Genomic DNA, 13,600 nt, shown 5'->3' on the forward strand with positions numbered 1-13,600 from the left:
CCGGCGACCCAGGCGCCGGCAAGACATTGTTCTTCCGCGCCATTGCCGGCCTTTGGCCCTGGGGCAGCGGGCGGATCGGCTTGCCGGCCGGAGAAACGCCGATTTTCGTGCCGCGTGTTCCGTATTTTCCTGCCGGCACGTTACGCGAAGTGCTGCATCCAAATGGCTCGGCGCCGGCTGGCGATGCTGATTTTGGGGCGGTGCTGGCCGAGGTCGGCCTCGAGCGGCTGTCATCCTCGCTCGACCGTTCCGCACGTTGGGAGCGTGAACTCAACGATGACGAACAGCGGTCGCTGGCCTTCGCCAGGCTGGCCTTGCGGCAGCCGAAATGGGTGATCATCGACGAAGCGATGGACGCGTTCGATGGTCCTTCGCTGCGAAGGGTACTGTCCATGCTGGAGAAACGCCTGCCGGAAACCGCGATCCTCAACATCGGGCGCGGACTGCACAATGGTCATTTCTTTCCACGCGCATTGAACATCGTGAAGGATACGGGTGCTGCGCCACTGAAACCCGCCCGAGTCAGGACCGGCGCCATCGACCCGCCGCCGAAAGCGGCCGTGCGGCGAAAGAAGTAGAAGGGGCTTTATTTCGCCGCGATCGCGGCGAAGAATCACGGGTCGAAACGTCCGTGGTGCGGCCATGCTCGATGCGCTCAGCCTGCTTGCCTGCCTTGCCTGCACCACGCCCGTGGCTGCCCCGGCCGTTGCCGTGGATGTCGAACTGGTGCTGGCGGTCGACATCTCACAGTCGATGGACGAGAGGGAGTTCGCGCTGCAGCGCGCGGGCTATGTCGAGGCGCTCAGGCATCCCGATTTCATCAAGGCCGTGCGCTCGGGAACCACCGGGCGCATCGCGCTTGCCTATTTCGAATGGGCGGGCGTCGTGCGCGAGGATGGCGTCATCGCCTGGCAGGTGATCGACAGCGCAGAGAGCGCCAACGCCTTCGCCGACAGAATAGAAGCGCGGCCGTTCCGCAGCTTTCGCGGCACCTCGATTTCGGGCGCGCTTGCCTTCGGCGCCGGGCTGTTCGAGGGCACGGGGTTCGATGCGCCACGCAGCGTCATCGACATTTCCGGCGACGGTCCCAACAACACCGGGCTGCCCGTCGCCACGACACGCGATGCGGCGGTGGCCAAGGGCATCGTCATCAACGGCCTGCCGATCCTGATCAGCCCGTCGCCGACCTTCAGCCATCTCGACCAGTATTATGACGACTGCGTCACCGGTGGGCCCGGCTCCTTCGTGTTGCCGATCTATGCGGCCTCGGAATTCGCCACCGCCATACGCCGCAAGTTGATCCTGGAGGTGAGCGGCATCGCCGATGCGACCGTGGTCCCGATCGATGCCGCCGCACCCATGGACTGCCTGCAGGGCGAACGCGACCGGCGGCTATATTCCGACCCATATCTGCCGGAACTCGACAAATGAGGTTTGAGGCAGTTCGGAGGGGAAAGCCGCTGCGCGGCTTGTCGGCAAACTTCAGGCCGGCCGTGCACCGTATTTGTCGCGAAATTCGGCATAGAGATCGCGGCGCCAGCGCCGGCCGCCGACATAGCCACGCAACAGCTGCGGCAGCGAATAGCCAAGCGCCTTCGACGACCGGTTGGCCATATAGCCGGAGAACGCCTGCGAAACCCTGCCCTTGAGTGCATCGGCGATGAGCTGCCGGGCGATCATGTAAGGCGGAATGTAGGGGTAGCGGTCGGCGATATAGGGGTGCTTGTCGATCAAGCTCGCATAGGCTTCGACATAGCCGTCCCGGCGACCGGAGATCGAATTCTCCGAGTTGTACTTTTTCCAGTCGATCACTTCGGACAGCTGCGCGCCGCTGCGACGGGCAAAGCGCAGCAACAATTCGCGATCCTGCATGCGCGTGACGTCACTATCGTAGCCGCCGATGGCCAGCAGCGACTCGCGCCGGGCGGTGATTGCCGACCCGGCAATGAAGATGGTCTGCGCGACAAGGGCCCGCTCCAGCGAGTCGCGGCTCAGCAGCGCCTCGCGGTTGACGCAGTTGGTGCGGCGATTGCCCTTCAGCGACACGAAGGAACTGATCAGCACTTCGAGCGAGGGATTGTTGTCGAACTGCTCCAGCGTCCGCGCCAGGCGATCCGGCAAATAGACGTCGTCGGAATCGAGGAATGTCACCACCGGCGCCTGCGCCCGCTCGATGCCGGCATTGCGGGCGGCATTGGCGCCGCGCCATTTTGAGCCAACATAGATCAGCCGTGGATCGCGGATTTCGGCAAGTGCGGCTGCCGTACCGTCGGTCGAGCCGTCATCGACGACAATGTGTTCGAACCGGGGAAAATTCTGCGCCAGCACGCTCTCCACGGCGCGCACGACCTTGCTGCGGCGATTGTGCGTCGGTGTGATCACCGAGATCAGCGGAGCGAGGTCGGTTGCCTTGGACATGTTGCTTCGATTGTGCCCCGAAATGCCTGGAGGCCGGAGGTTTTGATGGTCGCCGTCCAAGCCTTACCCCGGGATGGCATTCGATTCGACGCTACAAAAAACCAGCGGCAATGTCATCACAAACTGTTGAGCCAGGACGCCGGTAAGCCGGCCGATTACCCCAGACGTAATCGACCGATGGCCATCATGTCTGCAGATTGCGCCAACGAAGCCGGTCGTCGGGCTTCGATCTCACAGGGAGTTCAGCCATGGCCGCCTACGCCGTCGCCCATATGCGTCAAGTCACAATGGGCCCGCAGATTGTCGAGTATCTGCAGAGGATCGACGCCACATTGGAGCCGTTCGGCGGCCGCTTCCTTGTCCACGGCGGCGACATGGACGTGGTCGAAAACGAATGGCCCGGGCATCTGATCGTCATCGAGTTTCCGGACAGGGCGCATGCGTGGGGCTGGTACGATTCATCAGCCTATCGCGAGATTCTGGCCTTGCGCACCGACAACTCCCACGCCGATGTGATCATCGCCGATGGCGTTCAGCACCCGCACAAGGCGACGGACGTGCTGGAATAGGGGCAAACTACCGCTTCAGCAAGAACACCGCTTGCTGGCCGAAGAAATTCCAGAACCACCATGGCATCGACAGGCCGATCTTCTGGCCGTTGCCGTCGAGCGCGGTGGCTTTCTCGACCGAAGCGCCGAGTTCCTCGACCAGATTGACGAAGTCGCGGATGGTGCAGAAATGGATGTTGGGCGTGTCGTACCAGGAATAGGGCAGGTCCGCGGTCACCGGCATCCGGCCATTGACGAACAGCGACAGCCGCACCCGCCAGTGGCCGAAATTGGGGAAGGAGACGATGGCGCGGTTGCCGATTCGCAGCAGCTCGTCGAGCACCAGCTTCGGGTTGCGGGTCGCCTGCAGCGTCTGAGACAGGACGACGAAGTCAAAACCCTTGTCCGGATAGAATTCGAGGTCGGTGTCGGCATCGCCCTGGATGACCGAGAGGCCGCGCGAAACGCATTCATTGACGCCGCGCTGTGACAGCTCCAGCCCGCGGCCGTCGACCTGCTTGGTCTCCTGCAGGAGTTCGAGCAGCAGGCCGTCGCCGGAGCCGACATCGAGCACCCGCGACTGCGGGGGTATCAGGTTGGCCACGACTTCGAGGTCGACGCGCTGGCTGCCATTGACGCTCATGAGGCGAGCCCCCTTGCGCGGGCCGCCGAGCCGATGAAGCCCTTGATGGCGGCAAACAGTTCGGGTTCGTCGAGCAGGAAGGCATCATGGCCGCGGTCGGTGTCGATCTCGACGAAGGAGACCGATGCGCCGGCGGCGTTGAGCGCATGCACGATCGAGCGGCTCTCCTCGGTCGGGAACAGCCAGTCCGAGGTGAAGGACACCAGGCAGAAGCGGGTCTTGGTCCCGGCAAAGGCATCTGCCAACCGGCCGCCATGATCGGCGGCGAGGTCGAAATAATCCATCGAACGGGTCATGTAGAGGTAGGAGTTGGCGTCGAAGCGGTCGACGAATGTCATGCCCTGGTGGCGCAGATAGCTTTCGATCTGGAAATCTGCGTCGAAACCGAAGGTCAGCGCTTCGCGGTCCTGCAGATTGCGGCCGAATTTCCGATGCAGGGCGGCTTCCGACAGATAGGTGATGTGGGCGGCCATGCGCGCCACGGCGAGCCCCTTTTCCGGGCGCTTGCCGTGCTCGAAATATTTGCCGCCATGCCAGTCCGGATCAGCCATGACAGCCTGGCGGCCGACCTCGTGGAAGGCGATGTTCTGCGAGGAATGGCGTGCGCCTGTGGCGATCGGCAGGGCCGAGAAGACGCGCTCGGAATAGCATGACGCCCATTCCAGCACCTGCATGCCGCCCATCGAGCCGCCGAGCACGCAAAACAGCTTTTCGATGCCGAAATGGTCGACCAGCATCAGTTGCGCCCGCACCATGTCGCGGATGGTGATGATTGGCAGGTCGAGGCCGTAGGGCTTGCCGGTGGCGGGATTGGTCGAGGCCGGACCGGTGGAGCCGAGGCAGCCGCCGATGACGTTGGAGCAAATGACGAAGAAGCGGTTGGTGTCGATGATCTTGCCGGGACCGATCAGCACTTCCCACCAGCCGGGCTTGCCGGTCACCGGATTGGTGCTGGCGACATGCTGGTCGCCGGTCAGCGCGTGGCAGACCAGGATGGCGTTGGTGCGGGCATCGTTGAGGGCGCCATATGTCTGGTAGGCGATCTGGAACGGCGACAAAAGCGTGCCGGCGTCGAGCTTCAGCGGCTTGTCAGGGCCAAAACGCAACACAGGGCTCGACGGGTTGTCGGCCTCGTTGTTGGTTTTTGTAGCGCGGAGCGCGGCCATGTGACTCTCCTTGCCCGCCGTCAGGCAATAAAAAACCGGCAATGCGATCGCAAAGCCGGTTACGTCACGCAAACGGCCCTTTAGCGAGTTGTTTAACGTGGCTGCAAGCCGACCGGCCAAATCACCACGGAACTGTTGCGTTCTTCTAGAACTCGTGCGGCCCGGCGTCAACGGCCAGCTATTGCCCGCCTCTCGACATTCGCGGCTACGGCTTGTATTTCCGCTGCGGCCTCCGGACGGAGGCATTCTCGATGGATTTGCGACATGGACAAGACAGCGGACAAGGCACGACCGACGCCCCGCGCGGGCATCATGGACATCGACGCCTATGTGCCGGGCAAGAGCACAGCACCGGCCGGCGTCGCCAAGGTCCATAAACTATCGTCGAACGAGAACCCGCTCGGCCCGTCGCCGAAGGCGATCGAGGCCGCGCGTGAAGTGGCTGCCAAGCTCGATGTCTATCCCGATGGCACCGCCCGCCGGCTGCGCGAGGCGATCGCCGAGGTGCATGGCCTCAACCCGGCAAACATCATCTGCTCCAACGGTTCTGACGAGATACTTGGCCTGCTGGCGCAGACCTATCTTGCGCCAGGCGATGAGGCGATTTTTACCGAACATGCCTTCATGGTCTACAAGATCTACATTCAGTCGGCGGGGGCCAAGCCGGTTGCTGTGAAGGAAACCGAGGAGCGCGCCGACGTCGACGCGATCCTGGCCGCGGTGACGCCGCGGACCAAAATCATCTTCCTCGCCAATCCCAACAATCCGACCGGAACCTATCTGCCGTTCCAGGAGGTCCGCCGCCTGCATTCCGCTCTCCCGGGCAACGTGCTTCTGGTGCTCGACGCGGCCTATGCCGAATATGTCAGGCGCAATGACTATGAGGCCGGCATCGAGCTGGCGGGCAGCGCACAGAATGTGGTCATGACCCGCACCTTCTCCAAGCTCGGCCTTGGCGGCGCGCGCATCGGCTGGATGTATGGCCCACTGCACATCGTCGATGCCATCAACCGCATCCGCGGCCCTTTCAACGTTAACGCAACAGCGATCGAGGCCGGCATTGCCGCCATCCGCGACCGCGCCCATGTCGAGCGCAGTTCGTTGCACAACGAGACCTGGCTTACCTGGCTGAATGAAGAGCTGACGAAGCTTGGGCTGCGCGTGACGCCCAGCGTCGGCAATTTCGTCCTCATCCACTTTCCCGACGACAAGAGGCATTCGGCTGAGGCGGCGGACGACTACCTCACCCAGCGCGGCTATATATTGCGGCGCGTTACCGGCTATGGCTTTCCCAATGCGCTTCGCATGAGCGTCGGCACCGAAGAAGCCAATCGGGGCGTCATCGATGCCCTCACGACATTCCTGAAAAGCTGAAACAATGACAGCACCGATGTTTGAAAAGATCGCGCTGGTCGGCATCGGCCTGATCGGCTCGTCGCTGGCCCGCATCATCCGCCGCGAGGGCCTGGCCCGCCATGTCGCCATCGCGACGCGCAGCCCGACCACGCTGGCACGGGCGAAGGAGCTCGGTCTTGGCGAGAGCTACACCACCGACGCCAGGGAAGCGGTCCGCGACGCCGACCTGATCATCGTCTCGGTGCCGGTGGGATCGTCGGGCGAGGTGGCGCAAGAGATCGCAGCGGCGCTGAAAAAAGGCGCCATCCTCACCGATGTCGGTTCGACCAAGGCCTCCGTCATTGCGCAAATGCAGCCCTATGTGCCGGACGGCGTGCACTTCATTCCGGGACACCCGCTGGCGGGTACGGAGAAATCGGGCCCGGATGCGGGTTTCGCCGAGCTGTTCGAAAACCGCTGGTGCATCTTCACGCCGCTGCCGGGAACCGATCCGGCCGCGCTGGAAAAGCTGTCGGAATTCTGGCGGCGCTGCGGCTCCAACATCGACACGATGGACCCGCAGCATCATGACATGACGCTGGCCATCGTTTCGCATCTTCCGCACATCATTGCCTACAACATCGTCGGCACGGCCGACGATCTGGAATCGGTGACCAAGTCGGAAGTGATCAAATATTCGGCTTCCGGTTTCCGCGACTTCACCCGTCTGGCCGCCTCCGACCCGACCATGTGGCGCGACGTGTGCCTGCACAACAAGGATGCCATCCTGGAAATGCTGGCGCGCTTTTCGGAGGACCTCGCCTCGCTGCAGCGGGCGATCCGCTGGGGCGACGGCGACAAGCTGTTCGACCTGTTCACCCGCACCCGGGCCGTTCGCCGTTCGATCATCGAGGCCGGCCAGGATATCGACGTGCCGGATTTCGGCCGGCAGGCGGTCGAGCACCCGGTGAAAAGTTAAATCTGTTTCAGACGGGCCAGGTCGCCGCGACCATGGCCATTGTCTCGGCCCGGTCCGGCGCGCCCAGCCGGCCGCCGAAGCGCTGGCATTTGAGCGCGGCCGCCGCGCTGGCAAAGCGCAAGGCCTGCTCGATAGGCATGGCTTCGGCAAGCCCGACGGCAAAGGCACCGTGAAACACGTCGCCGGCGGCAAGCGTGTCGACCGCCTTGATCTTCGGCGCCGCGATGTGGCGCACGCATCCGGCGGACCGGTCATGCCACCAGCTTCCCACGGCGCCGCCGGTAACCGCGACAAAGGCGTCTGTGCGGCTGGCGAGGTCGGCGCAGGCGGTTTCGGGATTCAGCGCGTGGCCGCAGACAATGCGTGCAGCCGTCTCCGAAGCGACGATGTGCGACGCCAGCGGCAACAGACGCTCCAGCACCTCCAGCGGCGCCGTGTCGGCGTCGAGGATTGCCGGGCAACCGGCGTCGCGCGCGGCGGTCAAGGCAAGAGCAGCGGCGCCCGGCCAGCGCACATCGACCAGCACGGCATCGAAGCCGGAAAGATCGGCGACAGGCACCGCCTCGGGGTCGGCCTGCGCCTTTGGGTCGTAGAAGGGCACGATGATGCGCTCGCCATGAGCGTCGACCAGGATCGCGGCCAGCGCCGAGCGGGCGCCTTCGACGCGGCGGACAAAGTCGCAATCGACGCCCTCGGCCTCGATGCCGGCCAGCAATTGGTCGCCGACGGCATCGTCACCTGCACTTGCCCACAGGAACACCTCGGCGCCGAGACGGCGGGCGGCGCAGGCAGCACTTGTCGCCATGCCCGAGGCGATCTGGATGCCGTCCGAGGCGATGAACTTGCCCTGATGCGTGGGCAGGGTTTCGACGCGCAGGATGGTATCCAGCGTCAGCGCGCCAACGCTCAGCAGTTTCACCGGTCGGTTCATGCGTCGGCTTGCTCGAGCATGATCTCTCCCCAAAAGCCGTTGCCGCTCTTTGCGATCATGCTCTGTCTCTTTGTTTTAACGCAATTCCGGACGGAAAACTGCTCACACTTTTCCTGGAATTGCTCTAATCGAGCGGCTTGATCTTGCCCAGCGGAATGAAGCCGAGCGAGACCTTGCCCTTCACCACCTTGAGCGGCATCGACGGTTCGTTGCCGAGCAGCGCCAGACCGGCAAAGCCTTGCTCGATCTGGCTCTTCTGCTCGGGGATTGCGGTGGCGAGGATTGCCGCCACGGCTTTGGGATCCTGCAGCTTGATCGTCAGGTCGGCATTGACCTGGCCGTTGGCGTCGACCGACACCGGGCCGGAGACGGTGATGCGCGCGGTTCCCGACGACAGATCGAGCTTGTGGATGCCGACCGCCTGGCCGCGCAGGCTCCTGGCCTGCGTCTTCATCAGCGCGACGCCGTTCTTCAGCGTCGCGTCGCCGCTGCCGTCGAGCGGCGGCAGCACGCGCCCGCCGATCGCGTCGGCGTCGATCTCAAGATCGGTGAAGCTTCCGGTATAGCCAAGGTCCTGACCGTCCGGCCGCAACTCGCCCGCCGCCGTTCCGGCGCTGAACAGTGAAACCGGGTCGGTGTCGTCGGCCGGATCGGTCTGGCCGGACAAGCTCTCGGCCTGCAGCGAAATGCTGCGTGGCAAGGGCCAGGAGAGCTTGGCATTGGCCTGCAGATTGTCCCAATCGATCCATAGCGGCGCCATCCCCGGCACCGAGGTGCGCAGCGGCCCACGCAACTCGGCGGCAGGCGACAAAGGCCGGATGAGCTCTGCAACGAAGTTGAAGCTGCCTGCCGAGGCGGCAACGTTCCTGGCGTCGTCCTCGTAAGCCAGATTGTCACAGGAGATGGCAAAACTCAGGGGGTAGCCGCTGACGGTGAGGTTGGCGCAGCCGGCCTCGATGCCTTTGTCCTTGAGCGAGGCCACCGCTTTGTCGGCTTCGCTGCTGACGCGACCGGCGACATAGAACCAGACCGCGCTGTAGACGCCGAACAGCATAACGACCAAGGCAGCGAGCCACATCAGCCGGCGGCGAAACTTCGACGGACGCTCGTCACTTGACGTCATGCTGCGGCTTTCATTAACGCGGGCGTGTTGCGGGTGGACTGTGGCTTACGCAACAAGCAAAAAGAACAGAAGAGCACCGATTCCGATGCGGCGGCGTCACTCTCGTGCAATCAGGCTTGGCGATATGGGCGATTTTTGGGTTTTTGGCTACGGCTCGCTGATCTGGCGACCGGGATTCGCCCATGTCGAGACACGGCGCGCGCGGCTTTACGGCTACCGCCGGTCGCTGTGCGTCTATTCCTTCGTGCATCGCGGCACGCGCCAGCGGCCGGGCCTGGTGCTAGGCCTCGACCGTGGCGGCTCCTGCATCGGGCTGGCCTTTCGCGTGCCCGGCGAGCTGCGCGATGAGGTGCTGACCTATCTGCGCGAGCGCGAATTGGTGACCAGCGTCTACCTCGAGCGTGTGCTCGATATCAGCCTCGACGGGAATGGGGCGGCCGCGGGAGAGAGAGTGAAAGCGGTCGCCTATATCGTCGACCGCCAGCATGAGCAGTATGCCGGCGGGCTCGACCCCGCGCATGCGGCAGGTGTTATCCGTGGCGCCGTCGGCCAGTCCGGAAACAACGAGGACTATGTGCTCAACACGCTGCAGCATCTCGCGGCGCTGGGTATCAGCGACCACTGGCTGGAAGAGGTGGCGAAGCGGATCGCCTCGTGAGCCAGTAGACCACGGCGAGCCTGCAGGCGAAGCTCTCGCGCCTTTGTGAAGCGCTGGCCCGCTGGAAAAATTGGCTGAGGCCTTTGACCTCGGCGCGGCGAGACCTAGCTTAGCTGCGGCCCGAAGCATTCGGGTCGCCCGCCGCCAGCCCCACGGAGCCCCGTCTTGCAAAAACGCCGTCTCGGTCAAACCGACCTTTCCATCGCGCCGCTGGTCCTGGGCGGCAATGTCTTCGGCTGGACCGCGGACGAGAAGACCTCCTTCGACCTGCTCGACCGGTTCGGCGACGCCGGCCTCAACGCTATCGATACCGCCGATGCCTATTCGCGCTGGGTGCCCGGCCACGCGGGCGGCGAGTCCGAGACCATCATCGGCAAATGGATGAAAAGCCGCGGCAACCGTGACAAGATCATCGTCATCACCAAAGTCGGCTCGGATATGGGACAAGGCAAGAAGGATCTGTCCGCTGCCCATATCGAAAGGGCAGTCGAGGCGTCGCTCAAGCGACTGCAGACCGATGTGATCGACCTTTATCTCTCGCATTGGCCGGACCCGACAACCCCTTATGAGGAGACGCTCGGCGCCTACCAGAAGCTGCTCGCTGCCGGCAAGGTCCGCCATATCGGCGCCTCGAATCTTGACGCCGGCCAGCTGCGCGCCGCGCTCGATGTTGCCAGCCTGCGCGGGCTGCCGCGCTACAGCGTGCTGCAGCCGGAATACAATCTCTACGACCGCTCATCCTTCGACGGGCCGCTGCATGATCTGTGCGTGGCCGAGGATATCGGCGTCATCACCTATTTCAGTCTCGCCAAGGGGTTTTTGAGCGGCAAATACCGTAGCGAGGCCGATCTCGGCAAAAGTGAACGCGGCGGCGGCGTGAAGGCTTATCTCAATGCGCGCGGCATGCGCATTCTGGCCGCACTCGACACTGTGGCGGCGCGCCATTCGGCCAAGCAGGCGGAAGTAGCACTCGCCTGGGTGATGGCGCAGCCCGGCATCACCGCGCCGATCGCCAGCGCCACGACGCTGGATCAGGTCGACAGCCTGGTGCGCGCCGCATCGCTGAAGCTCAGCGCGGAGGATCTCGTGGCGCTGGACAAGGCCAGCGCCTAGCCGCGCAGGTTCGGCACGATCGTTCAAGACGACGGCTGTCCGCCTTGCCACACTGTTCTCCATTATTGTGGAGAAGAGGCAGCATGGCCGCAGACATTCTTTCGCAGGCGCAGCCCTGGCAGCAATTGCTGGCGCTGGTGCTGGCGGCAACCGTCGTCATGGGCAGTCCTGGCCCGGCGACGATCAGCGTCACGGCGATAGGGGCCGCCTTCGGCCTGCGCAATTCGCTTCACTACACATCGGGGATGATTTTAGGCACGGTCGCGGTGCTGCTGGTAGTGGCCACCGGCATCAAGGCTATCCTCACCTCGATGCCGGGCGTAGCGCCAGTGCTGGCGGTCGCTTCCGCCGCCTATATTCTCTACCTCGCCTACAGAATAGCGACAGCGCCGCCGCTGGCCGCGCGTGACAGCAGCGCGGTTCTGCCGACCTTCCTCGGCGGCTTACTGCTCGCCGTTGCCAACCCGAAAGCCTATGTGGCGATTGCTGCGGTCCTTGCTGGCTCCGCGACCGCAGCCGGCGCCGATGCTCTCGGCATCCCGGCCAGGCTGGCGGTTCTCACCCTGATGATCGTAGCCATCCATGTGCTGTGGCTGCTGGCCGGCGCGGCCTTCGCCCGCACCCTGCGCCAGCCGCTGGCGTCGCGGATCATCAATCTGGCCTTCGCGGCGACGCTGGTGCTGACCACGGCGCTGGCGGCGTGGCCTTGAGCCGGCCCGCAGAAGAGATCAAGCTTTGGTCTTTTTTGTTTTGGCGCAATTCAGGACGGAAAAAACCGCTCACACTTTTCCTGGGATTGCTTTGGCGGCCGCGGCGAGTTCGGCCAGCCGCTTGACCGCCGTCGGCGGCATTTGCGGCGGGTTAGGAGCCTGCGATGCCTCGATCAGCAGCTGGTCGCAGGCGGCTTCCGTATCGCCGATCAGCCGGTCCATGAATTCGTCCTTGCCGAGCCCGGGCGGAATCGGCGGCAGGAAGCGGGCCTTGATGGTGCCGGGAAAGCGCAAGAATTTGCGGCGAGGCCAGTAGAGGCCGGCGACATGGGCGACCGGCACCACCGGGACGCCAAGCTGCGTATAGAGCTCGACAATGCCGTATTTGTAAGCCGGCTCGTCGCCCGGCGCTCGGCGCGTGCCTTCGGGGTAGATAATCAACTGGCGCGGATTGCGCCCCATCTCCTGCTTTGTCGAGGCAACGACCTGCTTCAGCGCCTTGGAGCGGCTGCCGCGGTGAACCGGGATCATGCGCATCTTGAGGATGTACCAGCCGAAGAAGGGGATCCAGGTCAGCTCGCGCTTGAGGATGTAAAGCGGGTCGTGGAGGAACGGAAAGAACGCGATCGCGTCCCAAAACGACTGGTGTTTCGGCGCCAGGATGAAAGAGCCCTCCGGCAGGTTCTCGACGCCGGTGATGTCGCTCCTGGTGCCGGCGATCTTGTCGTAGAGCCACAGGCTGGTGCGCGACCAGAATTTCGGCACGAACCAGGCGCGATGGCGTGGCGAGAGGAAGTAGTAAGGGGTCCAGAGGACCATCTGGACGATCAGATTGACATAGAAGACGAAGTTGAACGCCAGCGAGCGGATATAGAGCATGCGGGGAAGGGCCCGTTGAGGAGGTGTGCGTTGGTTACACCAAGCGCGGGCAAAAAGGAAACGCCGCATGGCCTGACATAGGCCGGCTCGCCACTGACTCAAGCCAGTCTCAACTCACCACGTCGCCTGCAATAGCCGCTGCTTCAGCCGCGGAGGGGCGAAATCGAGGAACGCCCTGAGTTTCACCGCCAGCAGGCCTTGGCCGGCATGGACGAGGCTCACCGGCCACGGCTGCGGCTCGAAGGGTCGCAAGACCGGGACGAGCACGCCGGAACGTACTGCGTCCGCGATCTGGTAGGAGAGCACCCGCGTCATCCCGGCGCCTGCAATCGCGGCATCGATTGCAGCTTCCGCCGTGTTGACGCGCAGCCGTGAGTGGATCGGCACGATCAGTTCGCCCTTGTCGCCGGCAAAGCTCCAGCTGGCGAGCGCTGCAGGCCCTTCGAAACTGATGCATTCATGCGCGGCCAGATCGTCCGGCGTCCGCGGCATGCCATGCGCGGCGATATAGGCGGGGCTGGCGCACACGACGCGACGGATCGCGCCGACGCGGATGGCAATGAGGCTCGAAGGCGCAAGCTCGCCGATGCGGATGGCAAGGTCGAGATGTTCCTCCGCCAGTTGGGTTATCCGGTCAGCCAGCGTCAGGCGAATGTTGACTTGAGGATAAGCCGCCAGGAATTCGGTGACGACAGGCAGCACGTGCAGGCGACCAAAGACGACCGGCGCGGTGATAAACAGGTCGCCGGTCGGCGTGCTGTATTCGCCGGCAGCGGTGCGTTCGGCTTCGCCGACCTCGCCGAGGATGCGGCGGCAGGCGGCGAGATAGGCCTGGCCGGCATCGGTCAGCGTGAGCTGCCGGGTCGAACGGTTCAGCAGGCGCGCCTGAAGGTGCTTTTCGAGGTCGGAAACCTTGCGGCTGACCGTTGCCAGTGGAATGCCGAAATGGCGGCCGGCAGCGGAAAGGCTTCCCGCTTCCACCGCGGCGACGAATAGCGACATGGCTTCGAGACGATCCATACTTTCTTCCGGAAATTGGAAGGATAGCTTGCAACTATGCCATCTACATCCAAAACATGGAAGGATCTACCTCTTCG

General features: G+C 63.8%; 14 protein-coding genes, 1 pseudogene and 1 riboswitch. Of the genes and pseudogenes, 8 read left to right on the forward strand and 7 right to left on the reverse strand.

Annotation, left to right across the window (positions count from 1 at the left end):
* Nucleotides 1-578, forward strand: a pseudogene (locus X751_RS0132725) (ATP-binding cassette domain-containing protein); the annotation flags it as partial.
* A gap of 64 nt (nt 579-642) precedes the next feature.
* A complete protein-coding gene (locus X751_RS159035; protein WP_023714977.1) occupies nt 643-1,431 on the forward strand; it encodes a DUF1194 domain-containing protein in 789 nt (262 codons plus the stop codon).
* 51 nt (nt 1,432-1,482) lie between these two features.
* Here X751_RS159035 and X751_RS159030 read toward each other — a convergent pair whose 3' ends face one another.
* Nucleotides 1,483-2,418, reverse strand: coding sequence for a glycosyltransferase family 2 protein (locus tag X751_RS159030; RefSeq protein ID WP_023673297.1), 936 nt, complete (start codon nt 2,416-2,418; stop codon nt 1,483-1,485).
* A 248-nt stretch (nt 2,419-2,666) separates the two neighbouring features.
* Here X751_RS159030 and X751_RS159025 point away from each other — a divergent pair, with 248 nt between their 5' ends.
* A complete protein-coding gene (locus X751_RS159025) occupies nt 2,667-2,987 on the forward strand; it encodes a DUF1330 domain-containing protein (RefSeq protein ID WP_023694041.1) in 321 nt (106 codons plus the stop codon).
* Nucleotides 2,988-2,994: 7 nt separating this feature from the next.
* On the opposite strand, the gene metW is transcribed toward X751_RS159025, so the two are convergent.
* Nucleotides 2,995-3,609 (reverse strand): methionine biosynthesis protein MetW, encoded by a 615-nt coding sequence (gene metW / locus X751_RS159020; protein ID WP_023704331.1) that lies wholly within the window; start codon nt 3,607-3,609, stop codon nt 2,995-2,997.
* Entirely contained in the window at nt 3,606-4,775 is a 1,170-nt protein-coding gene (locus tag X751_RS159015) for a homoserine O-acetyltransferase (protein WP_023685352.1), read from the reverse strand. Before X751_RS159015 ends, metW begins: the two co-directional genes overlap by 4 nt.
* Before the next feature lie 60 nt (nt 4,776-4,835).
* Nucleotides 4,836-4,913, reverse strand: a riboswitch (SAM riboswitch).
* Between the two features lie 126 nt (nt 4,914-5,039).
* Between X751_RS159015 and hisC the strand changes: the two genes are divergently transcribed.
* Both hisC and X751_RS159005 read left to right on the forward strand, forming a co-directional pair.
* On the forward strand, nt 5,040-6,149 hold the full coding sequence (gene hisC / locus X751_RS159010; RefSeq protein ID WP_023704330.1) for a histidinol-phosphate transaminase: 1,110 nt from the start codon (nt 5,040-5,042) through the stop codon (nt 6,147-6,149).
* Between the two features lie 4 nt (nt 6,150-6,153).
* Nucleotides 6,154-7,089 (forward strand): prephenate/arogenate dehydrogenase family protein, encoded by a 936-nt coding sequence (locus X751_RS159005; protein ID WP_023743986.1) that lies wholly within the window; start codon nt 6,154-6,156, stop codon nt 7,087-7,089.
* A gap of 7 nt (nt 7,090-7,096) precedes the next feature.
* On the opposite strand, the gene X751_RS159000 is transcribed toward X751_RS159005, so the two are convergent.
* Both X751_RS159000 and X751_RS158995 read right to left on the reverse strand, forming a co-directional pair.
* A complete protein-coding gene (locus X751_RS159000) occupies nt 7,097-8,020 on the reverse strand; it encodes a sugar kinase (protein ID WP_023743987.1) in 924 nt (307 codons plus the stop codon).
* Nucleotides 8,021-8,144: 124 nt separating this feature from the next.
* Entirely contained in the window at nt 8,145-9,143 is a 999-nt protein-coding gene (locus X751_RS158995; protein WP_023735194.1) for a DUF2125 domain-containing protein, read from the reverse strand.
* A 124-nt stretch (nt 9,144-9,267) separates the two neighbouring features.
* Here X751_RS158995 and X751_RS158990 point away from each other — a divergent pair, with 124 nt between their 5' ends.
* The 3 genes from X751_RS158990 (at nt 9,268) to X751_RS158980 (ending at nt 11,624) form a co-directional block, all read left to right on the forward strand.
* A complete protein-coding gene (locus X751_RS158990) occupies nt 9,268-9,801 on the forward strand; it encodes a gamma-glutamylcyclotransferase (RefSeq protein WP_023673305.1) in 534 nt (177 codons plus the stop codon).
* Between the two features lie 165 nt (nt 9,802-9,966).
* Entirely contained in the window at nt 9,967-10,914 is a 948-nt protein-coding gene (locus tag X751_RS158985; protein WP_023673306.1) for an aldo/keto reductase, read from the forward strand.
* Between the two features lie 83 nt (nt 10,915-10,997).
* Nucleotides 10,998-11,624 (forward strand): LysE family translocator, encoded by a 627-nt coding sequence (locus X751_RS158980; RefSeq protein ID WP_023673307.1) that lies wholly within the window; start codon nt 10,998-11,000, stop codon nt 11,622-11,624.
* Nucleotides 11,625-11,693: 69 nt separating this feature from the next.
* Here the strand turns inward: X751_RS158980 and X751_RS158975 are convergent, their stop codons facing one another.
* Together X751_RS158975 and X751_RS158970 are read right to left on the reverse strand one after the other, a co-directional pair.
* Nucleotides 11,694-12,503: a 1-acyl-sn-glycerol-3-phosphate acyltransferase gene (locus X751_RS158975; RefSeq protein WP_023673308.1), complete on the reverse strand. Its 810-nt coding sequence runs from the start codon at nt 12,501-12,503 to the stop codon at nt 11,694-11,696.
* 114 nt (nt 12,504-12,617) lie between these two features.
* Complete coding sequence (locus X751_RS158970; protein WP_023743988.1) at nt 12,618-13,523, reverse strand: LysR family transcriptional regulator; 906 nt, start codon at nt 13,521-13,523, stop codon at nt 12,618-12,620.
* Between the last annotated feature and the right edge of the window lie 77 nt (nt 13,524-13,600).

It is taken from the genome of Mesorhizobium sp. LNJC394B00 (assembly GCF_000502555.1).
Classification (GTDB): domain Bacteria; phylum Pseudomonadota; class Alphaproteobacteria; order Rhizobiales; family Rhizobiaceae; genus Mesorhizobium.